Origin of the sequence: Parabacteroides vesiculifaciens (genome assembly GCF_049860805.1) — a bacterium.
Lineage (GTDB): Bacteria > Bacteroidota > Bacteroidia > Bacteroidales > Tannerellaceae > Parabacteroides.
Map to the genome: position 1 here is coordinate 4,577,243 of NZ_CP187555.1, position 19,816 is coordinate 4,597,058.

28 protein-coding genes are annotated in these 19,816 nt (G+C 56.0%); 12 read left to right on the forward strand and 16 right to left on the reverse strand.

The annotated features are described in order from the left end of the window. The first annotated feature begins 203 nt into the window (after window positions 1–203). Together ACPYIV_RS18210 and ACPYIV_RS18215 are read left to right on the forward strand one after the other, a co-directional pair. Window positions 204–1,493 carry a site-specific integrase gene (locus tag ACPYIV_RS18210; RefSeq protein WP_007568639.1) on the forward strand — a complete coding sequence of 430 codons (1,290 nt, stop codon included), beginning with the start codon at window positions 204–206 and terminating at the stop codon, window positions 1,491–1,493. Window positions 1,494–1,521: 28 nt separating this feature from the next. Then, on the forward strand, window positions 1,522–1,887 hold the full coding sequence (locus ACPYIV_RS18215; protein WP_007559043.1) for a hypothetical protein: 366 nt from the start codon (window positions 1,522–1,524) through the stop codon (window positions 1,885–1,887). Window positions 1,888–1,920: 33 nt separating this feature from the next. Here ACPYIV_RS18215 and ACPYIV_RS18220 read toward each other — a convergent pair whose 3' ends face one another. Further along, window positions 1,921–2,232 carry a helix-turn-helix domain-containing protein gene (locus ACPYIV_RS18220; RefSeq protein ID WP_004295430.1) on the reverse strand — a complete coding sequence of 104 codons (312 nt, stop codon included), beginning with the start codon at window positions 2,230–2,232 and terminating at the stop codon, window positions 1,921–1,923. Then, window positions 2,229–2,522: a helix-turn-helix domain-containing protein gene (locus tag ACPYIV_RS18225; protein ID WP_004319131.1), complete on the reverse strand. Its 294-nt coding sequence runs from the start codon at window positions 2,520–2,522 to the stop codon at window positions 2,229–2,231. Before ACPYIV_RS18225 ends, ACPYIV_RS18220 begins: the two co-directional genes overlap by 4 nt. 44 nt (window positions 2,523–2,566) lie before the next feature. On the opposite strand from ACPYIV_RS18225, the gene ACPYIV_RS18230 reads away from it, so the two are divergent. From ACPYIV_RS18230 to ACPYIV_RS18275, 10 genes are all read left to right on the forward strand, one after another. Beyond that, window positions 2,567–2,704 (forward strand): hypothetical protein, encoded by a 138-nt coding sequence (locus tag ACPYIV_RS18230; protein WP_192921872.1) that lies wholly within the window; start codon window positions 2,567–2,569, stop codon window positions 2,702–2,704. Window positions 2,705–3,064: 360 nt separating this feature from the next. Next, a complete protein-coding gene (locus ACPYIV_RS18235; RefSeq protein WP_004303766.1) occupies window positions 3,065–3,316 on the forward strand; it encodes a hypothetical protein in 252 nt (83 codons plus the stop codon). A 12-nt stretch (window positions 3,317–3,328) separates the two neighbouring features. Next, window positions 3,329–4,321 (forward strand): hypothetical protein, encoded by a 993-nt coding sequence (locus ACPYIV_RS18240; protein WP_007559037.1) that lies wholly within the window; start codon window positions 3,329–3,331, stop codon window positions 4,319–4,321. Between the two features lie 45 nt (window positions 4,322–4,366). Next, complete coding sequence (locus tag ACPYIV_RS18245; protein ID WP_009132163.1) at window positions 4,367–4,777, forward strand: PcfK-like family protein; 411 nt, start codon at window positions 4,367–4,369, stop codon at window positions 4,775–4,777. A 2-nt stretch (window positions 4,778–4,779) separates the two neighbouring features. Further along, complete coding sequence (locus ACPYIV_RS18250; RefSeq protein ID WP_040311991.1) at window positions 4,780–6,063, forward strand: PcfJ domain-containing protein; 1,284 nt, start codon at window positions 4,780–4,782, stop codon at window positions 6,061–6,063. Window positions 6,064–6,103: 40 nt separating this feature from the next. Continuing rightward, window positions 6,104–6,430 (forward strand): hypothetical protein, encoded by a 327-nt coding sequence (locus tag ACPYIV_RS18255; protein ID WP_007559031.1) that lies wholly within the window; start codon window positions 6,104–6,106, stop codon window positions 6,428–6,430. A gap of 40 nt (window positions 6,431–6,470) precedes the next feature. Further along, a complete protein-coding gene (locus ACPYIV_RS18260; RefSeq protein WP_008620152.1) occupies window positions 6,471–6,788 on the forward strand; it encodes a hypothetical protein in 318 nt (105 codons plus the stop codon). Between the two features lie 46 nt (window positions 6,789–6,834). Then, window positions 6,835–7,101, forward strand: a complete 267-nt coding sequence (locus ACPYIV_RS18265) for a DUF6956 domain-containing protein (protein ID WP_007559026.1) — start codon at window positions 6,835–6,837, stop codon at window positions 7,099–7,101. 4 nt (window positions 7,102–7,105) lie between these two features. Then, window positions 7,106–7,285 (forward strand): hypothetical protein, encoded by a 180-nt coding sequence (locus ACPYIV_RS18270; RefSeq protein WP_004319137.1) that lies wholly within the window; start codon window positions 7,106–7,108, stop codon window positions 7,283–7,285. Beyond that, a complete protein-coding gene (locus tag ACPYIV_RS18275) occupies window positions 7,269–7,472 on the forward strand; it encodes a hypothetical protein (RefSeq protein WP_004295440.1) in 204 nt (67 codons plus the stop codon). Before ACPYIV_RS18270 ends, ACPYIV_RS18275 begins: the two co-directional genes overlap by 17 nt. Before the next feature lie 53 nt (window positions 7,473–7,525). On the opposite strand, the gene ACPYIV_RS18280 is transcribed toward ACPYIV_RS18275, so the two are convergent. The 14 genes from ACPYIV_RS18280 to ACPYIV_RS18345 all read right to left on the reverse strand — a co-directional run bounded on the left by ACPYIV_RS18280 (window position 7,526) and on the right by ACPYIV_RS18345 (window position 19,715). Continuing rightward, on the reverse strand, window positions 7,526–7,912 hold the full coding sequence (locus tag ACPYIV_RS18280) for a hypothetical protein (protein WP_004295441.1): 387 nt from the start codon (window positions 7,910–7,912) through the stop codon (window positions 7,526–7,528). Window positions 7,913–8,273: 361 nt separating this feature from the next. Continuing rightward, window positions 8,274–10,226, reverse strand: coding sequence for a DUF4116 domain-containing protein (locus tag ACPYIV_RS18285; RefSeq protein ID WP_007559024.1), 1,953 nt, complete (start codon window positions 10,224–10,226; stop codon window positions 8,274–8,276). Between the two features lie 63 nt (window positions 10,227–10,289). Then, window positions 10,290–10,733 carry a DUF3872 domain-containing protein gene (locus ACPYIV_RS18290; protein WP_004295445.1) on the reverse strand — a complete coding sequence of 148 codons (444 nt, stop codon included), beginning with the start codon at window positions 10,731–10,733 and terminating at the stop codon, window positions 10,290–10,292. Between the two features lie 13 nt (window positions 10,734–10,746). After that, on the reverse strand, window positions 10,747–11,331 hold the full coding sequence (locus tag ACPYIV_RS18295) for a conjugal transfer protein TraO (protein WP_004319140.1): 585 nt from the start codon (window positions 11,329–11,331) through the stop codon (window positions 10,747–10,749). A gap of 1 nt (window position 11,332) precedes the next feature. Next, on the reverse strand, window positions 11,333–12,253 hold the full coding sequence (traN, locus tag ACPYIV_RS18300; RefSeq protein ID WP_004303795.1) for a conjugative transposon protein TraN: 921 nt from the start codon (window positions 12,251–12,253) through the stop codon (window positions 11,333–11,335). 72 nt (window positions 12,254–12,325) lie between these two features. Then, a complete protein-coding gene (gene traM, locus ACPYIV_RS18305) occupies window positions 12,326–13,606 on the reverse strand; it encodes a conjugative transposon protein TraM (protein WP_007559021.1) in 1,281 nt (426 codons plus the stop codon). Then, on the reverse strand, window positions 13,581–13,880 hold the full coding sequence (locus ACPYIV_RS18310) for a TraL conjugative transposon family protein (RefSeq protein WP_004295449.1): 300 nt from the start codon (window positions 13,878–13,880) through the stop codon (window positions 13,581–13,583). The genes traM and ACPYIV_RS18310 overlap by 26 nt, the downstream gene beginning before the upstream one ends. Window positions 13,881–13,884: 4 nt before the next feature. After that, window positions 13,885–14,508, reverse strand: coding sequence for a conjugative transposon protein TraK (gene traK, locus ACPYIV_RS18315; RefSeq protein ID WP_004295450.1), 624 nt, complete (start codon window positions 14,506–14,508; stop codon window positions 13,885–13,887). An 11-nt stretch (window positions 14,509–14,519) separates the two neighbouring features. Continuing rightward, window positions 14,520–15,569: a conjugative transposon protein TraJ gene (traJ, locus tag ACPYIV_RS18320; protein ID WP_007559019.1), complete on the reverse strand. Its 1,050-nt coding sequence runs from the start codon at window positions 15,567–15,569 to the stop codon at window positions 14,520–14,522. Window positions 15,570–15,588: 19 nt separating this feature from the next. Next, entirely contained in the window at window positions 15,589–16,209 is a 621-nt protein-coding gene (locus ACPYIV_RS18325; protein ID WP_004295452.1) for a DUF4141 domain-containing protein, read from the reverse strand. Window positions 16,210–16,244: 35 nt separating this feature from the next. Then, entirely contained in the window at window positions 16,245–16,559 is a 315-nt protein-coding gene (locus tag ACPYIV_RS18330) for a DUF3876 domain-containing protein (RefSeq protein WP_004303798.1), read from the reverse strand. Between the two features lie 14 nt (window positions 16,560–16,573). Next, window positions 16,574–19,069, reverse strand: coding sequence for a TraG family conjugative transposon ATPase (locus ACPYIV_RS18335; RefSeq protein WP_007559015.1), 2,496 nt, complete (start codon window positions 19,067–19,069; stop codon window positions 16,574–16,576). Beyond that, window positions 19,066–19,392 carry a DUF4133 domain-containing protein gene (locus ACPYIV_RS18340; RefSeq protein WP_029429442.1) on the reverse strand — a complete coding sequence of 109 codons (327 nt, stop codon included), beginning with the start codon at window positions 19,390–19,392 and terminating at the stop codon, window positions 19,066–19,068. Before ACPYIV_RS18340 ends, ACPYIV_RS18335 begins: the two co-directional genes overlap by 4 nt. A 20-nt stretch (window positions 19,393–19,412) precedes the next feature. Next, the gene (locus ACPYIV_RS18345) at window positions 19,413–19,715 is read right to left on the reverse strand and encodes a DUF4134 domain-containing protein (RefSeq protein WP_004319158.1); all 303 of its coding nucleotides are present in this window, start codon (window positions 19,713–19,715) and stop codon (window positions 19,413–19,415) included. Window positions 19,716–19,816: the final 101 nt, after the last annotated feature.

Here is a 19,816-nt window from a genome sequence, read left to right on the forward strand (position 1 = left end):
CCGTATACATGGAGACGTGTAAGTACGGTTCGGGGGCAGGTAAACGAAAACCTACCGCTGTAAAGCGGAAAGGCGTTGTTTGCCGAGCCTACAAGTGACCGATGACAAGATCGACATGGATACCCGGTCTTTAGAGGAAAAGATTGCCGGCCGCTTCTCCGTAGCTATTTAATCTATCATTGACAATCAAATTCACAACGATTATGGAAACGAATAATAAAGAGATAAAACGCCGCAGCACGTTCTCCCTGCTGTTCTACATCAACCGCACGAAAGTCCGCAAGGACGGAACATGTAAATTGTTATGCAAGGTAAGCATCGACGCCAAGTCGGCCCCGATCAATATCAACGCGTTTGTCGATCCATCGCTTTGGAATCCGGAAACCAAAAGGGCGAACGGACGAAGCGAGAACGCCCGAACGGTAAACCAGGCAATAGAGAAACTGACCGAAAAAATCACCGGACATTACCGTCATATTCGTAAAAGCCTCGGTTTCGTGACGGCCGAGCTGGTCAAAAACGCCGTGGAAGGAATCGGGCAGAAACCGTTCACCCTCCTTGCCTTGTTCCGCGAGCATAACGAGGAGTTCCGCAAGCGTGTCGGCGTGGATCGCAAGGAAGAAACTTATGAAAGTTACGAGAACTCCTATAATATTTTAGCCTCCTTCGTGAAAAAAAGGAAGGAAAAGGAGGATGTAGCGTTGCGGAGCCTTGACCGGGAGTTCTACGATGATTTTGAAATATTCCTGCGTACAGATCGTGAAATGAAACCCAAGACAGTACACGAGCATCTTTACCGGTTGAAAAAAATGACCAAGCGGGCTGTCAGTCAGGGTACACTCCGGCGCGACCCTTACGGGAAGCTGCACCCGGAACTGCCCCGGCGCAAGAGCCGCCATTTGAAACTCGAAGACCTCAAAAAACTGATGGAAACTCCCGTCGGTAAACCCAACCTCCAGCGGGTGCGGGACTGGTTTCTCTTCGCTACCTTCACGGGGTTGTCCTACGCCGACCTGAAACGCTTGTCCGAAAAAGACATCACGCAGTCGGACGACGGAACGTACTGGATACACATCCGGCGCCAGAAGACCGAAACGCCCTCGGCCATCCGCCTGCTGAACGTGCCGTTGCAGATCATCGAGAAATACCGCCACGAGCGTAAAAGCGACAGGATTTTCAACCTCTATTGCCGGGGGTATCTCATCAAGCTCACCAGAGAACTGGGACGGACATACGGCTTCGACATGACCTTTCACAAGGCGAGGCACAATTTCGGGACACATATCACGCTCTCGCTGGGTGTGCCTATCGAAACTGTCAGCCGCATGATGGGACACAAGAGCATTTCCACCACGCAGATTTACGCCAAAGTGACCGACCGCAAGGTGGACGAGGACATGAAACGTCTGAAAGAACAGACCAAAGGCCGGAAAATAAATCTCTACGAGGAGGACGAACCGGAAACGGCAGATATTATAACGGTAAACGGTTGAACAGTATAACAAAAATTGATAAATTTGTATGACTATGACGACAAGAGAACCTATCAGCATTGAAAACGGGCGGGTGGAAATCCACACGCCGGAGAACCGTGTATGGCTCACGCGCCACCAGATTGCCGACCTGTTCGGAGTCTTCGTTCCTGCCGTGGGGAGCAACATCCGCTCCATACTCAAAAGCGGCATACTCCGTGAGGAGCGGGTTTACCGCCGGGAGCGCAACCGTGACGGCGGTATTGTCGAGCTGTATTCGCTCGAAATGATCGCCGCGCTGGCTTTCCGCTTAAAATCCGGGAATGCCGAAGCCTTCCGACGGTGGCTTGTCCGAAGGGCCACGACGACCGCCGTCGTCTGGCAGCTCCCCGGCATGAACACGATATTGAACTGAAAAAGAAGAACGGCCGTGATGGCCGTTCTTCTTTTATACCCATTCCTGTCCCCCGATACATTTCTTCCGGGAATCTTCCAGAAATTTCTGTATCTCGGATTCCATGTATAGTACCTTGCCCTGAATCAAATAATAGGGAATGATCCGCGCCGTGCGGTATTCCTGCAATGTACGCCTGCTGATTTTCAGCAGCCGGGACAATTCCTCGTCGGTGACGAACCGCTCTCCCTTGAGTGTCCGGCCTCCGGAGGATTCCAGTTTATCCAGTGCCTTGCCGGCCTTTTCCAAACGCCGGAAGAGATCCGCCACACGCGGATCGTGCTTGTCGATGAAATAATGGCTCATAACGCGGCGGTATTAGGATAGTGCGACGATTGCAGCAGTTTCCCGACATCTTCCGGTTTGTAGAAGATTTTGTGACGGATGCGGCTGAAAGGCAGCAACCCTTTCTCCCGGTAGGTTTGCAGGGTACGTTTCGATATCCCCAGCACGTCACAGACATCCTGGTTGTCCAGCCATTTTTTCAAACTCACGTCCTCCTGCCTGCGGCATAACGCCTCGGCTTTTCTTTCAATGGCTTCCACGTGCCCTGCCAGCGCGTCGAAAGCCTTCACGTCCATACTTATTATTTCCATGTTCTGTTTCATTTTTTGTTTCCCGGATGCCCAAAAGTACACAAATGAACAGTATCTTGTTATCAGCCAGTGGCATATGGACGTATCCGTCTTCAAAGTGGCAGCGAGTGGCGCCACGTCCGGCGGAAACGATCCTCCGCCGATACGGGATCGGCACGCTCCGATACGCCAATCGCCCGTGAAAGGAAATGTTCGCGGGCGATTTATCATTCCATGCAGGGTGAGCCGTGAACCGACTTTCGCGAGCGTTCACGGCATATCGTTTTCTCCCCGTTTCTCTCCCATAACCTTTTCCTCTCTTTTTTTCATGCCGCGGAGCGCGGTATGGAAATCTGTTGTCAGTAGCAAAGGTAGTTACGGGGCTCACGCTGCTGCAAGATCGGGCCGCGGGGCGGTTTGCCGCAAAATCTTCCTCTTTCCCTGCGGGCGAGCGTATTTTCCGACAAAATCTTGCAGCAGCTATCCCCGACACCTTTTGATGCTACCGAAACAGATTCCATCCATACCGGCTCCGCTACGGCATAAAAAAAAAGTCAAAGGTTATGAGAAACGAAGAGAAAAATAAATGGAAACAGAAATCCTCCAACCTTCCACTTGGCATAAAGGCAAAGGTCGGGTTGGCGGTAAAGGTCGGGGCGGTGGCTTTGGGCTTCCACGTGTGGGGTATCGACTTTATTTGGGTCGTTTTGGGCTTCACGTTCTGTTATGACATCCTGCGGGGCATTTTCTCCTGCCTTGTTTCTCTCGTGGCTCTAACCGGCTTTTTCTATTTCCTATTCACTCACATCTTCTAAATTATTACAGGTATGACAAAGTACATTTCATTATTCGGAGCGACTACCACGGACACACGGGTGCAGGTAGTCAAGGAAAACCAGGTAATCATCGGTATCGGTGCGGGTGCGAGCAGAAAGCGTTACGTCGTTTACAAGGTGGAACACACCGCCCGTGGCTACGTGTACCACATGGTCGATACCGAAACAAAGGAAATCAGCCAAACGGACATTCTGCGACCCCTCTCGCAAACATTCGGTATCGGCAGGTACTACGACGACGTGAACCCCGAGTTCATGGACGCTTTCGAGGTGGCTTTGCTCGTGGGGCAGGCGGAAGAGCAAGCCACGGCGCAGGCCATCGCCGCCGCCAAAGAGAAAGCCGAGCATGACCGCATAGCGGAAATAGGAGCGCAGAGGTTACGCCGCATCATGCCCGAAGGGGTGCAGGGCGTAATCATCGCCGAACTCAACGAAACGGAATACACTGACCCCTCTTACGAGTGTTCGACCACCCGAAGCGTGCGTACCGTCATTCTCGGCTTTTCGGCCACCTCCCGCAACGGCTTCGGGGAGTTGAGAAAGGCGGCGGCCAATTTCCCGCAAACGGCGCACCTCTCCGAATACGACCCCAAGAACGAACACCGCTATCCCGTTTTCACGCTCGGCAAAAGTCCGAAATACGGGTGGAGTGTCTGCAAACTGACCCACTACACACGTGAAGGGTACATCGACAGGCTGGCATATATCGCAGGAAACGAGGAGAATATATGTCTGCCCGAGCCGAAAGACGAAAAACGGGCGGAACGCACTGAAACGAGCGTGCAAGGCGGGTTTATCATCGTGGACTATTCCGAGAAGGCGATAGCCGTATTCGGGGACACCAAGCCCGTCAAGGACGCCCTTCACGCACTCGGGGGACGCTTCAACGCACGGCTGACGCATGACGGGCAGAAGAGAGCGGGATGGATTTTCCAAAAGACCAAAGAGGACGAGGTGCGGCGGCTTCTCGGAAAGGACGAATAAATGTTGAACACGGGGCGGCTCGCCGCCCCACAATACCAAAAAATCATGGCACAAGGAACAGATTATTTCAAACTGACGATACAGAACTATCTCGACGCACGGGCACGGGAGGACGAACTTTTCGCACCCCGATACGCCAACCCGAAAAAGAACATTGACGATTGCTGCACTTTCATCATCAACCAAGTACGGCAGAGCGGTTGCAACGGGTTTGCCGACGAGGAAATATACTCTATGGCACTCCACTATTACGACGAGGAGGACATCGACATCGGCAAACCCGTCAGTTGCAAGGTAGTGGTCAATCACACCGTTGAACTGACCGAGGAGGAAAAAGCCGAGGCACGGCGGAACGCCATACGGAAGGCCGAGAGCGAAGCCTACGCCAAGTTGGCGAAAGCCAAGTCCAAACCCAAGAAAATCGAAGATAACAAACTAATGCCCAGTCTATTTTAGTTATGAAACCGAGAACAAAATTCCAACAGAGCGTTGTGGCGGCAAGCAAACACCTGCCGCCGCTTACCCCCGCACAAATCGAATGGGGGTACAAGAACTGCATCGAGCATATCGGACGCCGCACGCCGAAAGGACTTATCACCTGCACCGAGTGCGGCCACACGTGGCAGAGCGAAAACGGAGAACTCACGGACAATCTGTTAGGGTGCGAGTGTCCGCACTGCCACACCACGCTGAAAGTGGAAACCACCCTGCGCCGCAAGTTCAACGATTACGAGTATTTGTGCATCGTAACCCGCTGCAAGGGTTTTCAAGTCCTGCGCTTCGTCTATATCGAGTGTTGGGCGAAAGTGGGACAGACACCCGTTTACACCCATATCGAAGCCGTACAGCGGTGGATTGCCCCCGACGGACGCTCCGCAACCTTCGCACGGCTGCGCCCGATGGGCTTCTTCGTTCACGGGTGGAGTTGGTCGAGCGCATTGGAACTGCGGGCGGAGAACGACGGGAAATACAACATCACGCCCACACGCATCTATCCCCGGCAACGGCTTATCCCCGAACTGCGCCGAAGCGGTTACGGCAAACAACTCCCCGATGTAACCCCTTTCGACCTTATCCACCTGCTGCTCTCGGAGAACAAGGCCGAAACGCTGCTTAAAGCGGGACAAACGGCACTCGTGCGATTTTTCGCCCGTTCCTCCCGCAATATCGCCGACTATTGGCCGGCCATCCGTATCGCCATCCGTAACGGGTACGCTATCGGGAAACCGACGGAATGGTGCGACTACATCGACCTGCTGCGATTTTTCGGGAAAGACCTGCATAACGCCCATTTCGTGTGTCCCGCAGACCTGCCCGCAGCGCATGACCTCTACATGGCTAAAAAACGGCGGCACATGCAAATGGAACGGCGGCAGGAGGAACGGCGCAAGGCGTTGGAACAGGAAGCCTCGTTTGTCAAAGCCAAAGGACGGTTTTTCGGAGTGGAGTTTTCCGACGGGGAAATCTGCATCAAGGTATTGGACAGCGTTGAAGCCATACGGCAGGAGGGCGAGGCCATGCACCATTGCGTGTTTACCAACGAATACTATCTGAAAGCCGACTCGCTCATACTCTCGGCCACAATCGACGGCAAACGTATCGAAACGATAGAGGTGTCCCTAAAACGCATGGAGGTCGTGCAGAGCCGTGGCGTGTGTAACAAGAATACCCCATACCACGGGCAAATACTGAAACTGATGAAGGGGAACATGTCCCTTATACGGAAACGAATGACAGCATAAAAATCGGGGCGGCGAAAGCCGCCCGCAAAAACAAAATAGAATGAACCAAATAGCATATAAATTCGTGTCGTGGGACGTTCCCGCACTCGAAAGCCTTGCAGGCTCAAAAGCGTACATATTACGCAAACGGCTCAATGATGGGGGAACGCTCACCCGTGAGGAGAAAGACTGGATTACCCGTGAGGTAAACCATAACACCTATTTCAAGGACTCCATTCTGCTTTTAGGGTATCGTTTCAACTTTGTCGATGTACTGAAAACATTCGTGGTAAAGCAGTACGGGCATTACACGGAATATAAGGGCGTGGACAAGACGAGCATACGCTCCATGTTGTACGGCAGAGTGGAAAGGATTGTCGAATTATAAAATCGGGGCGGCGAAAGCCGCCCTACAAAAAAACATAACAATGAAAATCATCTATAAAAGCTACATGGCACGCCCGCTCAAACCCTTCGGGGAGTGGGATTGGGAAGTTCGGGAAGCAGTCAAGACGGCCCTTGCACTCGTCGAGGGGAAAAACGGGTTCAAAACCCATTCCGAGATATGGAGAAGGTGCAACCTCGTCATTACCGTGGGACACAACATCTACACCACGAGTATCGAGATACGACCACCCGAGCAGGACGTGATACGCCGCAGGAGCAACTGGCATAACGGCTACGCCTACTACTGCAACGGCGTGTTCTGGGCGAACATGAGCAGGGTTAAAGTGGAACTTGTCTGATTAAAAAATTTCGGGGCGGCAAAAGCCGCCCGTAAAAAGCGAGAATATGAAAACGAATGAAGTAAACAAGGAAATCTCCTATGAAACGCTGCTCGTAACCTTCGGCGAGGGTATCGGGCGGCTCGACACCATGTTCGACGACCCGCAGGTGTGGGGCGTTGCCACGCTGAAGCAGTGGATCGACGGGTATGAAACTACGCGCTTCACCGAAATCGACGACCGAACGGCGGTTATCACATCCGAATACAACATGGACAGCATAAAGGAATGGCTGCAAAAGAACACACCGATTATCAACCTGGAAAAACGATAAAATCATGCGCAAGTACAAATTATTCATCGGCTACCGGCTGCTGGGAGAGTTTTCCGGTATATGGGAAGCCAAAAATTTCGCCGCTGAAAGCGGCATGAGCGGAATTTTCTCGCTCGTGGGAGAAAATTACCGGGACAGTTGGTACGAACCCAAAAAACAAGAAAAGAATGGAAACAAAGATTAAAGACATCACGGGAGCGGAAATAACCGTTACCGACTTAAAAGAGGCGGTACGCCAATGCCGGGAGTGCCTCGCAAGTCCCTACCTGATGCCCTCGGGGCATACCGTGGGGGAAAACCATGCCTACATGTTGCGGCAACTGCTCGCCCTGCAAAGGCGGAAACGGGAACACGGCAGGCAACGGCCGTGAAAATACGACGCGAAAAAAATCGGACGACAACCGTCCGATTTTTTTGTTTCCCGTCAATCGACCGCCGTATGGTCGCCCAGCTTCCCGTGCAGTTCACGCCCGATATGTCCGGCAATGCCACGGGGAGAAATTTCAGAGATTGAACCCCACCCGCCATGCGTGTATATGCACGTCTTGAGCGGTTCGGTACGGGAAAGGTAGAACAGATAGCCGTTGCGGAGCAGGATGCCCACGAACACCGAGCCGACCTCGATGTCGGCGATCTCGTCAAAACGTATCTTCCCGTCATTGTATAATACTGCCGTGCCATCCGCATCGGGAATGACGAACAGATCGTCTTCCATGACAATCCCGTGCAACTCGATTAGCGACCCCAGGCATTCACTCGCCGATACCCGGTCGTAATCACCCTTTACCTCATTTGTCGATTTCGTTTCCATATCGCTTTTCTTTAGGTTCAGACAAATACCATACGAAAAAGGCGTGAGAATACGTTAAATACCGGCATTGAGGTACAGCCAAGCACCCATCCACTCGATAGATAATTTCTCCCCACGCCGCTATCGCATACGCTTGACGCATATAGACACGACGATGAAGAAGAGAACTACCCATTATTTTGCGAGCGGATTAAAATTTGGCTGTTTTCAATGCCCCACCATAATGTGTTCCTTCCGTATGTAAATCGCCCGGCGGCACGCCGCCGGAGGATTCGATTGCAAATATAACGATTTCATTCGGGTATCGGCGACAACACGTGCGATTTTTAACAACCTTCCTGCCAAAGAACTACCCGCCGTCCTACAATTTCGGCCCCCGGGCGGGTTTGCGGGGCGCGACCTTCGGCTGCGCCTTCTTCTCCCTGGGCGGTTCGACGATCCGCAGTTTGAGTTTCTCCGTCTTACGGTCGTAACGCACCTCGCAGCAGTCAATCTCACCCGCAACCGACGTCCACACGTTGTTCACACGCACCGCGCCGCCCGAGTAGAGGGTCTTGTATTGTTCGTATTCGAGCGGCTGCCGCAATTTCGCGTCCACCTGACGGTGGAACGAGTAGATATTACGTCCCTTTGCTATTTCGTCGGGAACGTAAACCCGCAACTCGGGATGGGCGGCCTCGGCATAGAGGCACAGATCCGCCGTGCGAAGCTCCCTCGGAACCCACTGGATCATCCTCGGGTCGCCCCGCACGGCCGTATCGGCCACGAGCGGCGTGATGGCCCTCTGGGGAATGTCGTACAGCACCCCCGCATCCTTGCGAACGGCCTCCAACGCCACCTCCTCCGTTACAAGCCGGCGGTTCAGGTGCAGGACACTCATCAACCGGTGTATCTGCTGCGGGTCGTCCTGCTCGCGGAACACCTGCAAGACCAGGGCGGGGTCGCTCAACGCGCTGATAACCGAGAAATCGGTTTTGTCCTTCCCGTAGGTACGCTCGAAAGCCTCCCGGCTCATCTCCGGCGTCCGGGCTTCGCGGGGGACGCCTTTCAGGTTTTGCGGGTTCTCCCGCACCAGGCTCATGTATAGATCCGGGCTTTTCATGCTCTCGGGCAGGTGGGCGATGGCATAGGGACTGCGCCGTATGGCCTCCATGCACAACTCCGGCGTTTTCCACTTCTCGGGGACATATTGCAGGTAGCTCCCGTCGTGCCAGACGGCCCGGCGGCACATCTCCTCGTTCTTGGCGTGGTCGGGAAGGTTGTAGAACAGCTCCGGCTCCAGGGCGAAAATTTCCCGGGCCACCCTCGGCGTGAGGAACCAGGGGTTCATGTTCTCCAAAAAATCGAAGGTCTTATCGTAATTCGTGCAATAGAACCCCAACACTTTCAGGTGTATCTCCTCGAAGGGGATATAGCGGAGGACACGCAGGTCGTCGGTACGGGCCAACGCCCGGTTGCAGACCTCCGGCGTGAGCTGTTCGGGGTTGAAAAAGCGGATGGCCAGGGGATCGCGCTCCAGCGCCATCCCGCACAGACGGTCGGTTTTCAGATGTTTCGGAACGTACTCCAGTGCCAGGTAGTTCGAGGACACGGCGGCCTCGCAGACCCGTTCCGTGCGTAATTCCTCCGGCACTTCATGGAGCAGGATGCCGTCCCCGCTGACGGCACGCAGGCAGACTGCCTCCGTGCGCAGTTCCACCGGCACGAGCGAAAGGCAGGACGCGTCCATCCCCACGCCGTGAAGGGCCAGTTCCCCGGTCATGACCTCCGGGGCAATGGAGGCGAAAATCTCGAACTTGTCCACGAACGACATCCCGAATTTTTTCAGCCCTTCCAGGCATATATCGGGATACGGAATGTAAGGGAGTATCTTGTAATCGGCACTGTCCACCGCTTTCAACGCCGCACGGCATATTTGCGGCGTCCTCAATTCCCCGGGGACGGCCTCCAGCACCAGACCGTTGCGCTTCACGGCCGTCATGCACAGTTCGGGGGTCTTCAACCCCTCCGGAACGTAATACAGCGCGTAGCTGTTGCTATCGACGGCGGCACGGCACATTTTCGGTGTCTTCAGACGGTCAGGGACGAATTTCAGTGTTTCGCCCCGGTGGCCGGCCGCGGCAAGACAAAGTTCCGGCGTTTTCATCGCTTCGGGAACGAACTCGATGTTGAAAGCCGATTTCTTGATGGCGAAACGGCAGACTTCCGCCGTTTTCCGATCCTCGGGCAGCGTCTCGAAAAGGTTCTCGCGCCACGGGTTCTCGTACACCCCCGTATCGAGATAGGCTATATCTATTCTCTCTTGCTCTGTCATGGTTTTCAGTATTTATGGAAAGCGCCCGGGTGACGGGCGCTTCTCTTGGTTAGACATATTACGTTATCGTTCCGTTTCCTCCGTCCCGTTCTCGCTCTGGAACGTGAAGGAGGTCTTCACGACCTGACCCGTGTTGTCCTCGACATAGACGTCGATGGTCTGCTGGTCATCGCTGCGCGATGTGTAATAGAGGCGGAACACCTCACGGTCGAGCGGATAGCGGTCGTTGGGCAGGAACACCGTACCGTCGTCCATCCTCAACTCACCGCGCCCGTCGGGCTGGAAATAGCGGATCGTGTAACGCGCGCCGTCATATCTCCCCTCCCGCACGAGCGTGCAGCGGATTTCAGCGGTTTCACCAACGGAGATTCGCTTCTGAACGGGCATCGTTTCCAGAGAGAACGTGTACGCCTGCTGTATATCCAGCCCGTTGTCGCAGGATGCGCATAAAAGACCCAGGGCGGCGATCCAGACCGCCAGGGCCAATATCTTTTTCATCTTTTTCATGTCGCTTGCAAGTTTAATGGATTATGAATTTCACGCCCAGGCCGAACTGCGCGTGGAAATGTCCCGTTGTAGTGCCCCATAGGATACGCTCACGCCCCGTCAGCGAGAGGATAATCCTGTCGGTCAGGTACGCATCGACCTCCAGCGTGACGGCCCCGCCATAGAGGAAACGGTCGCGGTGGCGGAGCGTAGAGCCGTCATAGAGCCGCCTCTCGCCCCGGTTCACGCTCTCGTAACCGGCCAGCGCCGAGCCGCCGAGGTAGAAGAAAAAAGTCCTGGACGGGTCGGCGAGGAACTTGTAATAGTAACCTCCCTCGGCCGTGAACTGCGCCACCGGGATACGTTCCGACTTGTAGGGGTAATAACGGTTCAGGAACTCCGCGCCGAACACCCACTTGTCGGCATTCTTCGCGTAGCGGCTCATGGCCAGCCCGAACCAGTAGCCCGTTTCGCTGCGGCTGTCCCGGGTATAGAAGCCGTCGGCCATGCCTCCCCGTATTTCCAGCCCGCGCATGGCGGGCAGGGCACGCTGGGCGTGCGCCCCGTCCGAAAGGAGGAGGCATAACCCCAGCGTGAGAATGAATATCGCCCGTTTCATATCACTTTACCTTTAACTCGTTGATAACACGTGCGCGCACCAGGTCGGCATTCTCCACCGTGAAAGTCTGGTGTCGCCCGCCTTGCTGCTCGTGCAGTTCCACGACCAGCTGCTTGTCGTCGGCCAGCGTGAACTTCGGGAGCGTGAAGACCATGCGCTCGGTACGCTTGCCGCCGATGACCTGCACGTTGTTGTACGCACGCACGGGCCATACGACCTGCTCCTGGATGGCCGTGCGTTTGGCCACCTTCTTGTCCGTAATCTTGAACGTCAGGTAGTCCACGTTGAAAGGCACGTTGGAGGAGTTTTTCAGTTGGAGGTGGAAATAAAGCAGGTCGTTATGCACGTAGATACCTTTGAGGAGGTATTGTACCCCGAAACGCTTGCAACCGATATGCTTGATCTCGCGGCGGTCATTCTTGTAAATGGACTGCATGATCAGTTTGACCAGCAGCGGAGATTCGCATCCCAACTCCTGCAAATAGATGTCCAGCGCGTTATTGGGGCGGTTTACCGCCTCCCCGTCATGCAGGAAGTCCGCCATCTCGACCGACAGTTTCACCGGCTCGTCGGCATACTTGACATTGAAGCTGTAATAGGCCCCGTCCTCGGTAATGACCGAAAGGTTGCTCTCGCGCGAGAAATCACGCAGGGCCGCCTTTACACGCAGCACGTTTTCCGTGCCGTCGGCTTTCGCCGCCAGAAGATCCGAAGACCCCAGATCGACGTAACGGATGGCCGAGGGGAAAATCACATGAACGGTCTTGCTGAACGTCACCTCCAGCGCGTAGGGCGGGATAACCCGGTTGAAGGTCAGCGGACGGGTAAGACCGTCGTACAAATCGCCCGTGGAGGGCTTTTCCTGCGCGTGGGCAGCGAACATGCACCCGATAAAAGCGAGTGCCAGAAGAATCTTTTTCATACTCGATAAATTTTTGATTGTTGATAAAAATGGATTTTTTCAGTGGTGTACGGAAGTACGTCGTTTGTACCCTTATTGAAGGGGCGGGAGCAGCAGGACGCTGTAACCGGCCTTGAGCGTGACCTTGACCGAGCGCATCTTCTTGCTCACGTATTGCGACACGCCCTGGATGGCGCTGCGCCCCAGGTCGGAGAGCAGTTGCGAACCGGCATCGTCCGTGATCGTGATACTGCTGCCCATGCCCGCGCCCATATTGGCGGCGATCTCCTTCACGGCATTGAGTTCTTCCGACCCCGGCACGGGAATACCCTCGTTGCCGTTCGTGTCATAGACCGACAGATCGACCGGAACGACCGCCCCGCCGTGCTGGACAGCGCTGACCTTGACCGTCAGCCGTTCACCGTTGATCCTCGCCGCCCCCGTTACGGGCGTACCCGAGGGGATGAGCAGATCTCCCGCCATCATCGGTTCCAGCAGCCGGAAAGTAACCTCCCCGCCATCGGTGAGCGTCACGGTTTGCTGCACGGCGGCACGGATACTGTTGCGCTCGGGCTCGCGAAGGTCGCTCCCCACCGTGTTGAAACCCCAGTTCCGGGGCTTGACGAACTCACGGGCGAAGACCGAATCGGGCAGCGGGGCGGCAAGCAGCGACACGATGTTACGGCGCACCTGGCGCACGGGCTGCACGGAAGCCTTGCCGGAAACGGAGGCTTTCTGACGCGGGGCTTCAGGGGCCTGACCGCCGTTCATGTAGCGGGCGGCGATCTCGTAGGACTTCTCCAGCAGCGCCACCTGCTCCTCCTGGGCCGTTTTCTGCGCCTGCTGTTCTTCCAGGCGGCGTTCCAGTTCCTCGATGCGGGCCTGCATCTCGCGCTCTTCCCCCGTTTCACCGGCGGTCTCCTCGTAGAAACTGCCTAACTGGCGGTTGATGTCGGCATAGGCGGCACGGGAAGTCCGGAAAGCTCCCGACGAACCGCCGGCAGGGCCGGAAGACTTATCCGGCACGGCAGCGGGCATGACGGGCTCTTCCTCCTCGTCCTCCATCCCGAACGCGAAATCCTGCAAGGAGCGCATCTTTTCCCGCTCCCTGCGCCGCATCTCCTCCTGCACGTAGGCATCACGCTTGTCCGAGAGGATACCCTCCGATTCCGGGGTCGGCAGCTCCGTGTTGAAACCCGCCGAAGGCTCCTCCCGTTCTTTTTCGCCGGGGGAGAAGATCAGCCACATGCACCCGGCAAAGGCCAGGAAAAAGAGCGGGAAGACCACCATCTTCTTCCGCATCTGTATCTGCCGGGGCGTGAGTTCCTTTTTCCCCGCCTCCGGCTGTTTATTCTGTTTTTCGTTCGTCGTCATAATTGAAATCTTTTAGATGTTTTACACTGTCGGCCTCCTGCCGTTGTCTTAATTCCAGCTCCAGCCGCTCGATATGCCGTATCTGCATCCGTTCCCCGGCTCCCTTGCCGAAGCGGTAGATGGAAGACACGGTAAAGTAGAGCGACAAGACGGAAAAGAACAAGAGCAGCGTGAGGATCACGATAATCCGCTTATCGGGCGAGAGCGCCCCGCAAGCGCGGCGCAGGTGGTCTTCGACCCACTCCCCGAAAGCCTTTATTCTCTTCTTTGCCATAGCCTTATCTTTTTAATGTACGTAAATCGCGGTTCTCCAGAATCTCGAATTTCTCCATGATGAAACCCTGCGGGTTATTGTCCGAACGCCCCGAGTTGATCAGCTCGCAGCGCGTGACCAGCGAACGCTCGGTGATGTTGCTCTCGCGGACAATCATTTGCCGGGCATAGGTCATGGCCCGGTAGGGATAGGCGTTGAAGTCGCACACCACGGAGTCCACCTCGATACGCTGGCTGATGTTCCCCGACACCACACGGTTGTAGTAACCTTTCTCCTGCATGTCCTGGTAATAGGCGAAGGCGCTCTTATCGACCAGGAACAGCGCGCGGTTGATGTTGCTCTCGATGGCCGCACGGTCGGGCGAGAGGGTGAAGAACAACTCGTGAAAACGCCGGATATGTTCGCGCGCCTCCACGGGGCGGTTCTGGCTCAAATCCTGCGAGAGCGCCAGCATCAGCGACTTGCCCCCGTCCAGGACGTAGATCTTCTCGCGCTGCTTTTCGGCGAAACGGAAGCTCGCGACCACGCTGAACACGGATACCAGCGCGCACAGGCAGAGGAACACGATACCGAAAAGCCGAATCTGCCTGAAACTTGTTTCGATGTTTTTTAATGACTTGAATTCCATTGTCCAAATTGTTATGAATGATTATTGTTACCTTGTGTTGCCAGGTTGCGCCCGTTGGGGGCACTGCCCGAAGCCGGGCCACCGCCGCGACGCCCGAACGTGCGGCCGATCATGTTGCCGGCGATACCGCCAGCGACACCCGTGGCGAATGCCCCGGCCTTGTTGATACCGCCCATAGCCCCGCCGGCTCCGCCCGACTGGATCACCCACTCGGCAACGGTGGGGATCGTGAAATAGCCTATGATACCTATAATCAAAAAGATAATATAGACACCGCTGCCGCTGTCGGGAATGTAATTGGGGTCTTGCAGGGCCAGGACGTCCGCCTGGAGCATCAACGTCTGGATCTTGGCCAGCACCGCGGAGAACAGGTCGGCGATGGGAAGCCAAAGGTACACGCTGATATAGCGGGAAATCCAGCTCGCGAGCGTCGAGTGGAAGCCGTCGTAAATGGAGAGGGCGAACGACAAGGGCCCCAGAATCGACAGCACGACTAAAAAGAATGTCCGCAGCGTGTCGATGGTAAGCCCCGCGGCGTTGAACAACAACTCGAAGAAGTCCCGGACAAGCTGCCGGAAACCGGCCTTGATGTCGTACCACGTGCGTTCGGCCCACATGCTGATAATCTCGCCCAAGTCCGTGATACCCATATCCGCAAGCCGTTGTTCATACACCTCGTCGTCCACTAACCAAGCCTTGCCCTCGCGCCTGCGGGCCTCGGCTTCCAAATCGTCCTTCTGTTGCTGGTATGCCTGCAAATCCAATGTCTGCCCCTCCAGTATGGCGTGCGTGCCCTGCACCACGGGCGACATCACGGCGTTGATCGTCCCCAGAACCACGGTGGGAAAGAACATCACGCACAAGCCGATGGCGAAAGGCCGCAGGAGCGGGAACACGTCGATAGGCTCCGCGCTGGCCAGTGCCTTCCATACCCGGTAAGCCACGTAAAAGAGCGCACCCAGGCCGGCGATACCTTTCGCCACCCCGATCATGTCGCCGCATAGCGGCATCATCTCCTGATACAGGTTCCGGAGAACCTGGTGTAAATTGTCGAAATCCATGACTGCCTCCGTTTTCAGGTTACCAATATCTGTCGTTCGGGTTCCCGTAAAGTGCCAGCACCCGGTGCGCGTCGCCCTTTTCGCGGCTGCGGATGAAGGACACGGAGATGGTCTTGCGCGTGTAATAGCGCGTGAGGTTGCGGTACTCCAGCATCTTCGTGTAAACCTGATCCACCACGTCCATCCGCTCCTTGTCCGAGAGCGAGAGGCCGTTGCCGCCGGTTATGACCGTCTTGAGTTCCGCCACCAGCGCACCGCCCTCCTCCAGCAATCGGGCGTAACCCGCCGAGATCGCCGCCAGCTCGTCCACCGTGAAGTTCGGGTCTGAAACCATACGGTTGAATCCCGAGGTGTAGATTTCCGTGATCTCGCTGACCATTTCGAGCGTCAGCTTCACCTTCCGGGCATCCTTGATGATGTTATGCACCGATTTGAGGGCGTCGTAGTAAGCCTTGCTCTGGTTATAAATCTTGATACTCTCTTGCAGCGACTTGACCATGTTGGTCGCCGTGGTCGAGCTTTGAACCGCGCTCTTGATGTTCTGAACGAGGTTCGACGGGTCGATGACCGTCCACTGCGCTTTTGCCTGGTACGTGAAGCAAAGAAGCCCCACGAACAGCGTTAAAATCAATCGTTTCATCCTTTTCATTATTTAATTCGTGAATACTTGGGCGGTCATTCCGACGCCCGATAATAATCCCCGTAGGCGGAGAGCTGGAGCACCTCGCGCCCCGCATCGTAGGCCAGGGCGACATACCCGTAGAGGTCGAAGTAACGGATACCTCCCCAATACTTCCTCACGGGACGGGAGAAGCGTGTCCCGTCCTTGTAGGACACCTCCACGTAAAAACCGCCGCCCCGGCGTCCCGGGTTGCGGTAGATGCGAACCCGGGGAGAACCCGAGCGGCTTTCCCACTCGCCCGCCACCTCGTACAGCGCGAAGTCCAAACGCGCCGCCGTGGGGTCTGATCCGATACACTTGCGATACATGGCCTGCCCTCCCTTTAACGTTTGCCCTCGGCGAGCTGCCTGATCGCCAGTTCCATATCACCGCCCAGCTCCCCGGCAAGCCGCTGTACCTCCACTTTCTCCGTTTCCTCGGTCGTGTAGGCCAGGTACTCCGGGACGCTGACCTCCGTGGCATAGACCGCCGACTGAACGCCGCCCAGACCGATCCAGACCTCCTTGTATTTACGGGAAGGGTCGTTGGACTGGTTGATCGAGAGAATCTGCGCCTTCTCCTTGTCGGTCAGTCCCAACAAGGACTGAATCGCGTCGAAACGGTTCATGAACTTGCGCTGGTCGAGCAGGATCTTGCAGTCCGAGTTGTTGATGATCGCCTCCTTGACCACCGGGCTGGAAATGATGTCCTCGACCTCCTGCGTCACAACGATGGCCTCACCGTAGTATTTGCGGACGGTTTTATACATATAACGCAGATATTCAGCCATATTGGCCGTAGAGAGCGCCTTCCAGGCCTCCTCGACGATGAGCTGTTTGCGTACCCCCTTGAGCCGTCTCATCTTGTTTATGAAAGCCTCCATGATGATAATGGTGACCACGGGAAAAAGCTCCTTGTTTTCCTTGATGGAATCCACCTCGAAGACCACGAAGCGCTTCGAGAGCAGGTCGATGTTGGCCCGGGAGTTCAGAAGGAAGTCGTAGCGTCCGCCCTTATAATACTGCCGCAGGGTGATGAGCATGTTGTCGATGTTGAAATCCTCGCGGCTGACCCGGATCTCCCGCTCCTCCAGCTCGCGGCGGTAGTCGTCCCGCAGGTACTCGTAGAAACTGTCAAAACACGGCACGATATTCCGGTCGGCGCGGATACGCTCGATATAGGCGTTCACGGCACTGCCCAGCTCGCCGCTCTCGGTCTTCGTGATCTTGTCGTCCTCGGTTTTCCAGAGTGTCAGCAGCAGCGTCTTGATGCTGTCCTTCTTCTCCACGTCGAAATAGTAGTCGTCGGTGTAGAACGGGTTGAAACTGATGGGATGTTCCTCGGTATAGGTAAAATACACGCCGTCCTCACCTTTGGTCTTACGCCGGATCAGCTCGCAAAGACCCTGGTAGCTGTTACCGGTATCCACCAGCACGACATGCGTGCCCTGCTCCCAGTATTGGCGGACTAAATGATTCATAAAGAATGACTTGCCTGACCCCGAGCCGCCTAACACGAATTTATTCCGGTTGGTAATGATCCCTTTTTTCATCGGTTCGTCCGAGATGTCCAGGTGCAGGGGCCTGCCGCTTATGCGGTCGCACAGCTTGATGCCGAAAGGACTGGACGAGGATTTATAGTTGGTTTCCTCCGTGAAGAAACAGACCGCGGGCTCGATGAACGTGTAGAACGATTCCTCGGCGGGGAAATCCCCCGCATTGCCCGGCATACCCGCCCAGTAGAGCGTGGCGGCATCCACGGTGTTGTGGCGCGGGCGGCACTCCATCAGAGCGAGCTGGCTGCCCACATCATTGCGGATATGCCGGAGCTCCTGCACGTCGTCCGACCAGGCCAGCACGTTGAAATGGGCCCGGACGGATTGAAGACCGAACGAGTGCGCCTCGTTGAGATACTGGTCGATCCACTCCTTGTTTATCTGGTTCCCGCGGGAGTAGCGGGAAAGGGACTGCATGTTACGCGCACGTTTCTCGAACATACGCAGGTTTTCGTCGCTGTCTTCCAGGAACACGTACTGGTTGTAAAGGTGGTCGCAGGAAAGCAGAAGCCCCACGGGGGCCGCGAACGAGAGCAGGCAGTCCGAACGGTCGGTGGAAAGACGCTCGTAACGGGTGTCCGTACCCACGCGCCCCGGCAGGTCTTCCGTGTCCGAGAGCGTGTGCAGGCACACCCGTTTGTTGCCCACGCGCAGAACCTCGGCCCCCAGCTCGATGTCCTGAAGAGAAGTCGTCTCCGAGAGCGAGAGGGAAAAGTACCGCTCCAGCAGGCCCGGACAATCCGCCGTACCCGTGATCTCGTCCCCCGTGAGGCGGACAAGGGCCAAGAAACCCGAATCGTTCAGAATACGCTCGAACTGTTCCGCCGCCTCCAGGAATTTTGTCGCCGATTCCCGGTTTACCTCTTTGGGAATGATGTTGCCCCGGCAGAGGGTCGAGAAGTCTGAACGCATGTGCATACGCTCCCTCGTCGTTTTCGTCAGGTAGAGGAAGCAGGCGTGGGTCAGGAACGGACGCTCGTTGAAATGCCGCTCGTAACTGCGGGAGAGGAAACTCATGTCCCCCTCGCCCGTGGCCGGGCGGTAACGCTCGCGGATGAACCAGTCCTGCTTGTGTACCACGCTGTATTCGGGCAAGACCTTCAGGGCCTTGCACCAGGCGGCGTGGATCGCCTCGTACTCGGCGGACGTGACGGTGAACAGCTCCGGGAGTTCGACCCGATAGACGACCGTTATGTCCGCGTCCTTGCTGATGATACAACCGCCTTCCACGGCCAGGAGCGGGAACTTGCTTTCCAGCGTGGTGGCTTTCAAGAGGTTTCTCATACGCGGCCCCCCTTTCTTTTCAGCAACCGGCGCAGGGACTTGCGGTTGAGCAGGTAGCGGGGATGCCGGCGCGCGGCGAGCAGCTTCATCAGCCCGTGTTCCCCGTAACGGGTGTTCAGGCGGAAGGTAAGCCAGACCAGCACCGAAGCCGCCGCAACGCCGAAAGCGATACATACCCACTGATCGACCCCTGCCATGTAGAGGATGACGAACACCACGAAGACGGCCAGCAGGCCGCCCGCGAAGATGAAGAGGTACTGCGCCTTCAGGCCCCGGAACTCCACGCTCTTGCCGATTCCCTTGTTGATTCCATATTCCATAATTATTTGCATGACAGGTTGGACTACAAGAAGAAAGAGCGTAGGATCGTCGCGGCGACAATCAGGAAAATACACGCGCCGAACCAGCTCGCGGCGGTCTTCGACGTGTCGGGGTCGCCGCTCGAAAACTTGTTATAGACCTTGATGCCCCCGATAAGGCCGACCACAGCCCCCACAGCGTACACGAGTTTCGTGCCGGGGTCGAAGTAGCTGGTTACCATGTTGGTAGCCTCCGTAATGCCGGCGATGCCGTTGCCCTGCGCGAAAGCGGAGGAGATGGCGGCAAAGAGAAATGCCGCCGGAAGAAGAATCTTGTTCTTTCTCATAACTCGATAATGTTTGAATTGTGGCGCGGGGATGGATAGGCCCCGCACCGGGTTAAACTTCTTGATTCGTTTTTTTTCAGTGGTTCGAGGATAGCCTCACG

Coding starts and splice junctions, on each gene's coding strand:
- ACPYIV_RS18230 (WP_192921872.1), top strand. CDS start 2,567: ATGAACAGTATCTTGTTATCAGCCAGTGGCATATGGACGTATCCGTCT.
- ACPYIV_RS18295 (WP_004319140.1), bottom strand. CDS start 11,331: ATGAAACGGGCGATATTCATTCTCACGCTGGGGTTATGCCTCCTCCTT.
- ACPYIV_RS18265 (WP_007559026.1), top strand. CDS start 6,835: ATGAAAACGAATGAAGTAAACAAGGAAATCTCCTATGAAACGCTGCTC.
- ACPYIV_RS18285 (WP_007559024.1), bottom strand. CDS start 10,226: ATGACAGAGCAAGAGAGAATAGATATAGCCTATCTCGATACGGGGGTG.
- ACPYIV_RS18210 (WP_007568639.1), top strand. CDS start 204: ATGGAAACGAATAATAAAGAGATAAAACGCCGCAGCACGTTCTCCCTG.
- ACPYIV_RS18245 (WP_009132163.1), top strand. CDS start 4,367: ATGGCACAAGGAACAGATTATTTCAAACTGACGATACAGAACTATCTC.
- ACPYIV_RS18275 (WP_004295440.1), top strand. CDS start 7,269: ATGGAAACAAAGATTAAAGACATCACGGGAGCGGAAATAACCGTTACC.
- ACPYIV_RS18240 (WP_007559037.1), top strand. CDS start 3,329: ATGACAAAGTACATTTCATTATTCGGAGCGACTACCACGGACACACGG.
- ACPYIV_RS18290 (WP_004295445.1), bottom strand. CDS start 10,733: ATGAAAAAGATGAAAAAGATATTGGCCCTGGCGGTCTGGATCGCCGCC.
- ACPYIV_RS18250 (WP_040311991.1), top strand. CDS start 4,780: ATGAAACCGAGAACAAAATTCCAACAGAGCGTTGTGGCGGCAAGCAAA.
- ACPYIV_RS18330 (WP_004303798.1), bottom strand. CDS start 16,559: ATGTATCGCAAGTGTATCGGATCAGACCCCACGGCGGCGCGTTTGGAC.
- ACPYIV_RS18220 (WP_004295430.1), bottom strand. CDS start 2,232: ATGAGCCATTATTTCATCGACAAGCACGATCCGCGTGTGGCGGATCTC.
- ACPYIV_RS18345 (WP_004319158.1), bottom strand. CDS start 19,715: ATGAGAAAGAACAAGATTCTTCTTCCGGCGGCATTTCTCTTTGCCGCC.
- traM (WP_007559021.1), bottom strand. CDS start 13,606: ATGACGACGAACGAAAAACAGAATAAACAGCCGGAGGCGGGGAAAAAG.
- traJ (WP_007559019.1), bottom strand. CDS start 15,569: ATGGATTTCGACAATTTACACCAGGTTCTCCGGAACCTGTATCAGGAG.
- ACPYIV_RS18335 (WP_007559015.1), bottom strand. CDS start 19,069: ATGAGAAACCTCTTGAAAGCCACCACGCTGGAAAGCAAGTTCCCGCTC.
- traN (WP_004303795.1), bottom strand. CDS start 12,253: ATGAAAAAGATTCTTCTGGCACTCGCTTTTATCGGGTGCATGTTCGCT.
- ACPYIV_RS18310 (WP_004295449.1), bottom strand. CDS start 13,880: ATGGCAAAGAAGAGAATAAAGGCTTTCGGGGAGTGGGTCGAAGACCAC.
- ACPYIV_RS18260 (WP_008620152.1), top strand. CDS start 6,471: ATGAAAATCATCTATAAAAGCTACATGGCACGCCCGCTCAAACCCTTC.
- ACPYIV_RS18270 (WP_004319137.1), top strand. CDS start 7,106: ATGCGCAAGTACAAATTATTCATCGGCTACCGGCTGCTGGGAGAGTTT.
- ACPYIV_RS18255 (WP_007559031.1), top strand. CDS start 6,104: ATGAACCAAATAGCATATAAATTCGTGTCGTGGGACGTTCCCGCACTC.
- ACPYIV_RS18235 (WP_004303766.1), top strand. CDS start 3,065: ATGAGAAACGAAGAGAAAAATAAATGGAAACAGAAATCCTCCAACCTT.
- ACPYIV_RS18225 (WP_004319131.1), bottom strand. CDS start 2,522: ATGGAAATAATAAGTATGGACGTGAAGGCTTTCGACGCGCTGGCAGGG.
- ACPYIV_RS18215 (WP_007559043.1), top strand. CDS start 1,522: ATGACTATGACGACAAGAGAACCTATCAGCATTGAAAACGGGCGGGTG.
- ACPYIV_RS18280 (WP_004295441.1), bottom strand. CDS start 7,912: ATGGAAACGAAATCGACAAATGAGGTAAAGGGTGATTACGACCGGGTA.
- ACPYIV_RS18325 (WP_004295452.1), bottom strand. CDS start 16,209: ATGAAACGATTGATTTTAACGCTGTTCGTGGGGCTTCTTTGCTTCACG.
- traK (WP_004295450.1), bottom strand. CDS start 14,508: ATGGAATTCAAGTCATTAAAAAACATCGAAACAAGTTTCAGGCAGATT.